A 9,251-nucleotide genomic window follows, 5' to 3' on the forward strand; every position below is an offset into this window, starting at 1 on the left:
ATCCCCCTATTCGGCCGCGATGGCGGTTGGGGTACGACCGTCGGTGTCCTGCCAGGTCTCAGCGATGCGCTTCTCCAGCTCGTCGACGAAGATCTGGTTGTCGGCGGTGATCTCTTCGACGCGGCTGAGCAGATAATTGTAGCCGAACAGCGCCGGGATCGCGACCGCAAGGCCGGCAACGGTCGCCAGAAGTGCTGCGGCGATGCCGGGGGCGATCGCATTGATGTTGACCTCACCGGCCGCGGCGACGCTCGCGAACGTGATCATCACCCCCAGCACCGTCCCGAGCAGGCCGATGAACGGACCACCCGAGATGGCGATGGTCAGCAGCACCATCTGCTTATTGAGCTTCTGGCTTTCGCGGACTTGGCCCGCATCGAGCGCCGACCGGATCGCCGCGATCGACTGCGCGCGGATCGCGAAGCGGCTACCGGAAGAGCGGCCCTCGGACAGGCGATCGGTCAGTTCGCGCCGGCCGATCTGATAGAGCCTACCGAGCGTCGAGCTCGATGCACCCTTGCCCGGATCGAATGCCGGCAATCCGTCATGGTCGCCGCTCCGCCGTGCCTGCTGGCCGTACGCGTCGAGAAAATCCTCGTTGGCAGCGCCGACCCGGCTGAGCAGCAGCCCCTTGGAGATCATCACCCAGATCGCGAGCGCCAGCATCACCGCCAGGATGCCGATGACGACCCACGCATCGGGCGTCAGCGCCGCGAACAGGATGCCGAAGTAATTATGGCCGCCGGTCTCGACCTGCTCGGCCGTGGCGGCGGTCACAAGCTTGGCGCCCTGCCCTTCGGATGCCGCAGCAAGCTGGAACGCCGCCTGCGGCAGCGCCACACCGGCGACCCGGAACTCGTCGACCTCGCCGGCAAAGCCCTGGCCGACCGCCGCGCTGCCGGTGGCGGCGCCCAGCGCGCCGGCAGTCTCGCCGGCAGGCTGACCGTTGATGTAGAGCACGCTCTTGGCACCGTCATTGGCCAAAGCGACATGGGCCCAGGTGCCCGCGGGCAGCGCCGCGCCGGTACTGCGCGTGCCACCCGCGTCGATGAACAGCTGGCCACCCTGAGCGACAAGGCCGACACTGCCTGGCAGCGTGAAGATCGTGCCATCGCCGGTCGGCTTGACCCAGAAGCTCACCGACAGCGGGCCGGCGGCGAACGCGGATGCCGGCAGGCCCATCGGGGTCGTGCCGTCAAGGACCAGGCTGTTGCCGATCAGGCCGCCGGCGTTGCGGCCTTCGCCGCCCTGTGCGTTGGCGCCGTTGGCGGTGGCGTCGCGTGGGCTCCCGGCGGCGTTGAAGTGATACACCAGCTTATAGTCCGGACCGAAGGTGCCGGCGACGTCCTGGCCGGGTTTGGCGTCCTTGTTGCCGTAATAAGCATAGATCGCTGAGGCGGTGCCGGGGGTCAGCCCCTGGACATCGACCCAGACCAGCGCCTGCTGCTCCTGCGGGCTCCACTTCTCGATGTGGAACTTCAGCGGCGTACGATCATCCCCGGCGACGAAGCGCAGATCCGAGCCGTCGGCCTTGACGTCCTTGAAGCTGAAATTGCCGCTATGCAGCCGCACCAGCACCGGCGCGCGCGCGACCTCGCCGGTGATCCCGGCGGCGGCGACGTTCAGGTTGATCTTCGTGCGGTACGCATAGTCCGGCTCCCACCAGGCATAGGCAGGCGTTGCGAAGGCGGTGAGCGCCGCGGCGGCGAGGACGCCCCCGAGAACGCCCTTTTTCAAGCGTGCGGTTAGAGACATCAAAATTCCCCCCAAAAACGAAAGCGAGCGAAGATCGACCCGGACTCGCTGTCCGGGCCGGTGACGAGCGGCGTGCCGAGATCGACCGCGCCGTTGAGATATTTGAACAGGCGGACACGGCCGCCGAGACCGATGCTCGACATCCGGAAGTCATTGTCCTGGCCGAGCAGCGGCTGATGGATCGCGGCCAGACCGGAGTCCAAGAAGAGATGCACGCGCAGCGCATCCACCGGACCGCCGATACGCGGGCCGAAATCGGGCGAACGGAGTTCGGTCTGGATCGCGAAGCCATAGTCGCCGAGCCCCTCGGACTCGTAATAGCCGCGCACCGAGGACATGCCACCAAGGCTGAAGCCCTCGTTCGAAATCAGCGGATCGGGCGACCATTGGCCAGAGAGACGGCTATTGAACTGCAGACCGTAGAAAATGTCCTCGGTGTGCGAGGCGTCCAGTTTGACCGAGAAGAAGCTCGGCCGCGCCCGGTAGCGCTTGGCGTCGAACCGCTCCCAGCCATCACCCAAGCCCCGGATGCCGAACACGGTCGAGAGCGTGATGTCGCTCTGGCGGCCATCGGTGTTCCAGTCGCCGCGCCACGACGCGGTGATCGGGAAATATTGTATTGGCGCCGAGGCCCGGTCGGCCCCCAGCAGCACGTCCTCGGAGAAGTCCTTCCAGTCAATGCCGAGCGTCAGCGCATGATAGAAACCCTCGCGGCTGCCGAGCGACTGGATGAACCGGGCGCCAACAATGTTGCCCTTGCCGATGACGCTGGTGCCGCCGACCACCGCGATATCGCTGTCCGAGTGCACGCCGTATACCATCAGCTGCGTGCCCTGGCCAAGCCGCATCAGGTAATTGCCCGACAGCACCGTGCCGTCCTCGGTCCGGCGCGGCGCGGTCTGCGCCGAGATCGAAAGGCTGTCGCCCCGGCCCCACATATTGTCGTACCGCAGTGTACCGGACGCCCTGAGGGCCGTCGTCGCGGCCGAGGAGAAATTGTTCAGCTCGGCCGAGGCGTGGAACGGCGAGCTCTCCTCGACCGTCAGCACCACGTCGAGCGTGCCCGGCGCGACTCCGGCCTTCAGCTCCGGAGTGACCCGTCGGCTCGGGTTCTGGTTGAGCGCGACCACATCGCGCTGGAACTCGGGCAGGTTGGGCGTCTGGCCTGGCGTCAACGACGGCGCCTGTGCGCGGATCGCGTCCTTACGCTTGGTGCCCTCGACCAAGACCTGGCCGATAGCCTGCGACTGCACCTCCAGATTCAGGATGCCGCCCTCCACCGACTGCTCGGGGATGAATACTGACACCGCGATATAGCCCGCTTTCTCGAATGCAGACTGCAGCGCGGCCCGCGCAGCCTCGACATCTTCCGAGGTCTTGCCGGGCCCCGTGAACGGATAGATCGCACGCTCAACCGCATCAGCCGGCAGCACCGTGTTGCCGCGCACCGCAAAGGCGCGTATCTCGAAGTTGGCGGCTGGCGCTTGCGCCGCAGGAGCTGCCTCCTGCGCCGACGCCGCAGTGCTGGCCGCGCCCAAGGCAAACGCAAGCGCCACCAGGCTGGGCGTCCGGCGCCAACGTTCTCGTACCGTCCTCAAAACCATTTCCCCCCGCCGGCAGAAAACACTGCCACGTCACTGCTGCGGGTGGGGCGCTGTGCTGCGCTATCACCTCCCGACGGGTGGGCCTTACCGGTTAGCCAACCGCACCCTCAAGTATTAATGCGGCACCGCACAAAGAATGATGCGTTTCTTCCAGTCAGTGCTAGGTTATATGTAATTTACGTGACACCAGTCGTGAGACAACAGCCATAGACTTGCCAATTATTTTGACATATCAAAAACCTATATGCTGAGCAATGACAAAATAGTTTTGCACATAACGAGAAACAGCCGCTTCGAATGCTTTCGAAGCGGCATATTTACTTGCCATTCCCCGCGCATAACGGAGTTATTATTCGCGCACCTGCCTGAAGGCGTTCGTTCGTGTCTGCGTCGGCGTCTCCGCGAACCTCTGCTGATAGGCACGTGCAAGCATGGCGGCGGTGCCAAAGCCCGCCGCTTGTGCGAGTTGACCAACGGAGCGACTTTCATTGCAACTGCCCAATCGATCTCGCACCCAGTCAAGGCGAGCGTCGCGCACGACCTGCGTAATGGTCAGACCCAGGCAGGAGCGGAAATTCTTGCGCAGGGTGGCCGCGGTCACGCCGGCGATCGGCGACAAATCCTCAACGGCCCACGGTTCCTGCGGGTGACGCCGCACATGCTCGAGTGCACGGAGAACCGATTTGGCGACCGGGAAAGCGGCTCTCGCGAGACCGGCCATCTCCAGCGCGCGGACCAGGCTCACACAAAGCGCGCTCTGAAGCTCGTGGCCAGCTTCGTCGGACCGATGACTCGCGGCAAGGTGGGCACTCGGTTTTACCGTCCAGATCGGACGGTCCCTCCAGTCAAACGCCGATACGAAGCTCGCGAGGCGACGCGGTTCGTCAAACAGCTGGGATGCAGCAGCCTGGATCACGGAACGGGGGATGTTGAGGAACAGACCCACCGAGCCACCCTGCCATACACAGCTCGCGCGCTCGGCGCGTCCAAGAAGGAGTGCGCCGCCCTCCCCGGCTTCATACGTGTCGTCGGCCGTCACGGCGACGACGGATCCCCGCAGTGGAACAATGACATGTACAAGGCTGTCACTGGGAGCCAACGCGATGGCGCGTTGCGCCGGAAACTGCCGGAACGCGGCATTGGCGGAGCCGAGCTCGAAGCGTGCGTCCGCTACCGACGACCACCCTGCAGCGCACAACCCCGCACGCGACGCGTCGCTCCGCCGCTGCAACAGCGCGGGCTGCCCGGTCCGGGCGGGGGTGGTGGTCGGTTCGAGCGTGTGCATACCTATGTCCTCATTGGGAAGACCGCTCTCGCGCATGCGAACGAAACGCTTTTTGCTTTCCCCGCGATTTTTGTGACCGCGCCGTCCCGGAAGCCGGTTCTGGCACCTCTGCTTAGAGTGTCACACGCGCTTGATATTCACCGGCTAAGCGAGCGGGGAAAGGTGACAAAGGCGTGACAACGGGTGGACTCAAGCCAGATATCAGCAGTCGTATCGCAGGATTCTTGCTCTCAGGCGCTGTGCATCTCGCCGTGGGTCTGGCGCTGTTCTACGCGAGCGAGCAAGGCGTCCCGCTGAGCGGGCCGACGGCGGGTGACGACGGCGCAGTGCTGGTTGTGGAGCTGATCCCCTTGGAGCGCGCCGGTGGTTCACGTGGCGATAATAGTCTGGACAAGCCGGGGCCTACGTCCAAAGTCTCGCTGCCGCCGCCCCCGCCGGGGGCAAAGGGTGTGCAAAAGCCTTCACAAAAGTTCCATGCTTCTGGAACGGCGACGTCCGATTTCGCTGCGTCCAGCGAAGAGCGTGGCGACGCGCGGCAAATGGCCGATCTACCGAGCTCGGAAGTGACAGCTTACCGCCAGCGTCTAGAGAGTCATTTGGCGCGGTATAGGGTTTTCCCATCCGGCGCCCGTTCGGCGGGCCGCGAAGGTGTCGTGACTATCTATTTCCGGATGACACAGGAGGGCCGCGTCCGTGATGCCTGGGTCGAAGCCAGTTCAGGCGTCAGCGACCTTGATGCCGAAGCGCTGGCCGCGATCCTGCGTGCCCAGCCACTTCCCGCCCTTCCTCGAAGCTGGCCGAGTGAGATCGATGTCAGCCTGCCGGTGACCTTCCGGTTGGGATGAAGGCGTGGAGTCATCACGAAGGTGCGAGAAGGATCGGCAGCACCGTCACCGCAGTCGCCCTGGTCGTCTGTTTGCTGCTGCACGCCGGTTCCGCGCCGGCACAAATACCACCTGGCACCCACCGCTTCGACATGGTGCCTCAGCCGCTTGCTAGCGCTCTTGCAGAGTTCGCCACTGTGAGCGGGGTAGATATCGCTTACCGGCAAAGCCTGGCCGCAAACCGTCGATCGAGGGATGTTCATGGCGACTATACGGCGCCGGTTGCTCTGCAAATGCTCCTTGAAGGCACTGGTCTCGCGGCGCGCTTCACTGGTCCGCGTGCCGCGATCATCTTCGAGCCCGGAACATCGGAAGTCAGCGCACCGCGGCGCGGCACCAGCGCTACGCCATCCCTCAGGCTGGGCATGGCGGAAGTGCGAGCGCCGGTGATCGTCGGGACCCGTAATCGAACCGGTCACCGCCAATACGCAATGGTGGTCCAAAGCGAGGTGCGCGAGTGGCTTCGCGCAGATCGCGCCTATCAAGGGCGAGCCTTTCGCCTCGAGATTGGCATTTTAGTCGATCCGCATGGCCTCATCCGCCAAGTGACCGTGAGACGTCCCAGCAGTGAAGCGGCGTGGGACGAACACGTAGTGCGCACTTTAACCGGACGGTCGCTGTCGCAGCCTCCGCCAAGAGACCTCTCAAGCCCCCTGGCTTTTGAAGTGTCGTCCGATCGGCCCGCTGATCGAGCCCCCCGCCGCGACGGCACGAGGCCATGATGGTCAAGTCCACCCGCGCGACGCTCCGGGACGCGTTGGTCGAGCACTACGTCCATTTGCGCGAGCGCCTGGCCGCTCGCCTCGGATCGCCTGATCTCGCCGGCGAAGCCCTCCATGAGACTTGGTTGAAACTGCAGGATGGGGCCGAGCTCGCGCCCGTAAGCGATCCCGACGCCTATTTGTATCGTGCGGCGATCAACACGGCGTCGAACCTGGCATCAACGCAGCGTCGAGTCCTTGGCAGCGCCGAGATCGAGGAGTTGATGAATGTCGCCGACGACGCGCCCGGGCCGGAACGCATTGCGATGGGCCGCAGCGAGCTAGCGCATGTGTGGAAGGTGATCGCCGACCTTACGCCGCGGCAACGCCACATTTTCACCGAGAGCTTTACCGGCGCCGTCACGCACGAAGAGCTGGCAGAGCAGTACGGAGTGAGCGTGCGGATGATCCAAATGGACCTGCGCGAAGCGATTCTTCACTGCGCCCGCAAGTCGCGCCGCAAAAATCCTTTCGTTCGCGGCGCATCGCGGGTGTCTACACGATGAACGGGGGACAATCAGATGAGAACGGCGGCGAACATATGGCCGGGGCTGCATCCACGATGACGACGGGATCTGGTGCGGTGCCGGACGAGCGCCTGATCGAGGAAGCGGCTGACTGGGTCGTTGGGCTTGTCTCGGGCACCGCCACCGACGAGGATGCTGAACGCCTGGCGTGGTGGCGTGCGCAGAGCCCATCGCACGAAGCGGCTTTTCGCGAGGTCGCCGATGTCCGCAGCTATGCGCTTGTCGCTGCCCATACCAAAAGACCGGTCAATCGGCGCGCGCTCCTCTCGGCGGGCGGGGGCGGAGCGCTGGCCTTGCTCCTTGGCGTAGGTGTCGCGCGTCCGCCTCTCGGCTTATGGCCGTCCTACGCCGAGTTGATGGCAGACCATCGGACCTCGGTCGGCGGCCGGCTTGAGATCCATCCAGTCGCCGGCGTCGATGTTGAGTTGAGCTCCCGTACTGCCGTCTCGCTGATCGACGGTGGACGTGGAATTCGGCTTGTCTCAGGCGAATCCTATGTCGCCTCGAAACGAGCGGCGGGCGTCTTCAAGGTTGAAACAGCTAGCGTGCGCATCCGCGCGCAGGATGCCGAGTTCAATGTCCAGGCTCTGACAAGCCATGAGCGCGTCGCCTGTGTGCGTGGCGAGGTGCGCTGCGAGGTCGGAGGGCGGTTGTCGACGCTAGCCGCGAACCAGGCGCTGTCCATCGGATCTGACGGGGTGACGCGCCGCAATGCCGTCGATGCCGCGAAGGAGAGTTCTTGGCGAAAGGGGCTTCTCGTGTTCGAGGGCACGCCTCTTGCCGCAGTCGTCGACCAGATCAATCTCTATCGTACAGGCCGCATCGTGCTTACCGATCCAGCGCTGGGCCGGGTGCCACTCAATGCGGTGTTCCATATTTCGCAGATTGAAAACTCCGTCGCGCAGATCGAACAGTTGGTGAATGTGCGTGCGCGCTATGTCGCCGGTGGCGTCGTATTGCTTGGTTGAGCGAACCTCCTCTGCGCCGACCAGGTGGCGACCTGTGCCTGAACTGCCGCGCGCGGGCGAATGCCCGGCGAGCGCACAGGATATGATCCGCCGTTCCAGCCGCAGACACTGAAAGGCCCGCCCCCGCGAAAACAACGAGGTGCTGGTGCTCGGCGGCACGCGAGGCGATGATCGCCGCCATGATCGGACAGATGCCGCAGAATCACCGAGCCTTCCTGCTCGGTTTCAAGAAGGGAGATCCGGACTGGGCAGCGCTCGTCATCGAGGATGCGGCAAAGCTTCCCGCAGTGCAGTGGAAACTGCGCAACCTGGAACGCCTCGGTAGCGACAAGCGCGCGGTTCTGGTTGGCCGCCTCTCGGAAATACTCGGTACGGGCTGAGCGAGGCGGTCGCCAAGCGGGCCGGCATCGCCACGCGGAGAACGAGTGATGCCCACTTAAAGACTTAAAGACTTAAAGACGCAACCGGACGGCCAAATGCCCCTCATCTCAGAGCAGAGGCTGGCGGAATAGTATATCGATGAAGCAGCAATAAGGGTGACATGCGCACCGACCCGCGACCGCCAGTTGCCCCTATGATCGACCTGGCAGTTTGCGCGCCGATAACAGCCGGTCCGGAAGACGACTGTGGCTTCGCTGAACCGACCATCGTTCAGACGAACCTCTTATGAACACTGAAGATCATTGCGGACATGGTCGAGGTCGTCGCCCATGAGCTCGCGAGATCATCGGAGAATGCACTGAAAGCCCTTGCCAACCTCAAAGGTGCCGATGTTCCCGACCGACTGCGCAGCTATTTCAACACGCTACAAACTGAGATGAAAAGCGTCAGCAGCGGGTCCGGGTGTTTGATCCAATGAGCGTTTCTGGCCGTCAACGGTCTGAGTTGTTCTCGCTAGACGATGCCATTCGGGACGCGATCCAGGCGCATCATGCCCAGTTCAAGCGCCACAAGATTACCCCGGTGCTAGATTTGCCGTCAAAGCCGCTGCGGAGCCGGGCGGTGACGGGTATGGTCGTGCAGATCATTGAGAATCTTATCTCCAATTCGGTCTACTGGCTGGATATGCGCGCCGAGCGAGAGCCGTCGTTCAAGCCCGAAATCCGGATTAACCTTTCTGCAGGACCGCCGACGATGGCGTTCGAAGACAATGGCCGCGGCATCGCGCCGGAGAACCGTGAGCAGGTCTTCAAGATGTTCTTCTCTGCGCGCGAGACTCCGAGCGCCTCGCATATCCACGATACCGGCCAGATCCCCCGGTGCTTCGCGATGAAGGCGAACCTCATATCGAGTCCTTCGCGAAGTAGGCCGCCGCTTTTTTTAGGATGTCGCGCTCCGCCTTCATCCGAGCCAACTCGCGGCGCAGCCGCTCAATCTCAAGCTGCTCTGGCCTCATGTTGCCGTGGCCGGGAAACGCCGATCCAGGGTCGCCTTCCGCTTCGCGGATCCACTTGCGCAGCACGTTCG

The 9,251-nt window shown here is 63.8% G+C and carries 9 protein-coding genes and 2 pseudogenes; 7 read left to right on the forward strand and 4 right to left on the reverse strand.

Annotation, left to right across the window (positions count from 1 at the left end; all coding sequences use genetic code 11):
• Positions 1-6 precede the first annotated feature (6 nt).
• From AC1DT7_RS23095 to AC1DT7_RS23105, 3 genes are all read right to left on the reverse strand, one after another.
• Complete coding sequence (locus AC1DT7_RS23095; protein ID WP_478038531.1) at positions 7-1,755, reverse strand: DUF2341 domain-containing protein; 1,749 nt, start codon at positions 1,753-1,755, stop codon at positions 7-9.
• Positions 1,755-3,311, reverse strand: coding sequence for a ShlB/FhaC/HecB family hemolysin secretion/activation protein (locus AC1DT7_RS23100; RefSeq protein ID WP_478038532.1), 1,557 nt, complete (start codon positions 3,309-3,311; stop codon positions 1,755-1,757). The genes AC1DT7_RS23095 and AC1DT7_RS23100 overlap by 1 nt, the downstream gene beginning before the upstream one ends.
• A 397-nt stretch (positions 3,312-3,708) precedes the next feature.
• A complete protein-coding gene (locus AC1DT7_RS23105) occupies positions 3,709-4,644 on the reverse strand; it encodes a helix-turn-helix transcriptional regulator (protein ID WP_478038534.1) in 936 nt (311 codons plus the stop codon).
• 173 nt (positions 4,645-4,817) lie between these two features.
• Between AC1DT7_RS23105 and AC1DT7_RS23110 the strand changes: the two genes are divergently transcribed.
• From AC1DT7_RS23110 to AC1DT7_RS23140, 7 genes and pseudogenes are all read left to right on the forward strand, one after another.
• A complete protein-coding gene (locus AC1DT7_RS23110; RefSeq protein ID WP_478038535.1) occupies positions 4,818-5,489 on the forward strand; it encodes an energy transducer TonB family protein in 672 nt (223 codons plus the stop codon).
• Positions 5,490-5,620: 131 nt separating this feature from the next.
• Positions 5,621-6,250 carry a secretin and TonB N-terminal domain-containing protein gene (locus tag AC1DT7_RS23115; protein WP_478038544.1) on the forward strand — a complete coding sequence of 210 codons (630 nt, stop codon included), beginning with the start codon at positions 5,621-5,623 and terminating at the stop codon, positions 6,248-6,250.
• Positions 6,247-6,795: an RNA polymerase sigma factor gene (locus AC1DT7_RS23120; protein WP_478038537.1), complete on the forward strand. Its 549-nt coding sequence runs from the start codon at positions 6,247-6,249 to the stop codon at positions 6,793-6,795. Before AC1DT7_RS23115 ends, AC1DT7_RS23120 begins: the two co-directional genes overlap by 4 nt.
• A 35-nt stretch (positions 6,796-6,830) precedes the next feature.
• Positions 6,831-7,784: a FecR family protein gene (locus AC1DT7_RS23125; protein WP_478038538.1), complete on the forward strand. Its 954-nt coding sequence runs from the start codon at positions 6,831-6,833 to the stop codon at positions 7,782-7,784.
• A gap of 179 nt (positions 7,785-7,963) precedes the next feature.
• A complete protein-coding gene (locus AC1DT7_RS23130) occupies positions 7,964-8,164 on the forward strand; it encodes a hypothetical protein (RefSeq protein ID WP_478038540.1) in 201 nt (66 codons plus the stop codon).
• A 311-nt stretch (positions 8,165-8,475) separates the two neighbouring features.
• Positions 8,476-8,643, forward strand: a complete 168-nt coding sequence (locus tag AC1DT7_RS23135; protein WP_478038542.1) for a hypothetical protein — start codon at positions 8,476-8,478, stop codon at positions 8,641-8,643.
• 206 nt (positions 8,644-8,849) lie between these two features.
• Positions 8,850-8,936 (forward strand): annotated as a pseudogene (locus tag AC1DT7_RS23140) (hypothetical protein); the annotation flags it as partial.
• 53 nt (positions 8,937-8,989) lie between these two features.
• On the opposite strand, the pseudogene AC1DT7_RS23145 reads toward AC1DT7_RS23140, so the two are convergent.
• Positions 8,990-9,251: pseudogene (locus AC1DT7_RS23145) on the reverse strand (IS3 family transposase); the annotation flags it as partial.

Source organism: Sphingomonas sp. P3_C6, from assembly GCF_056402595.1.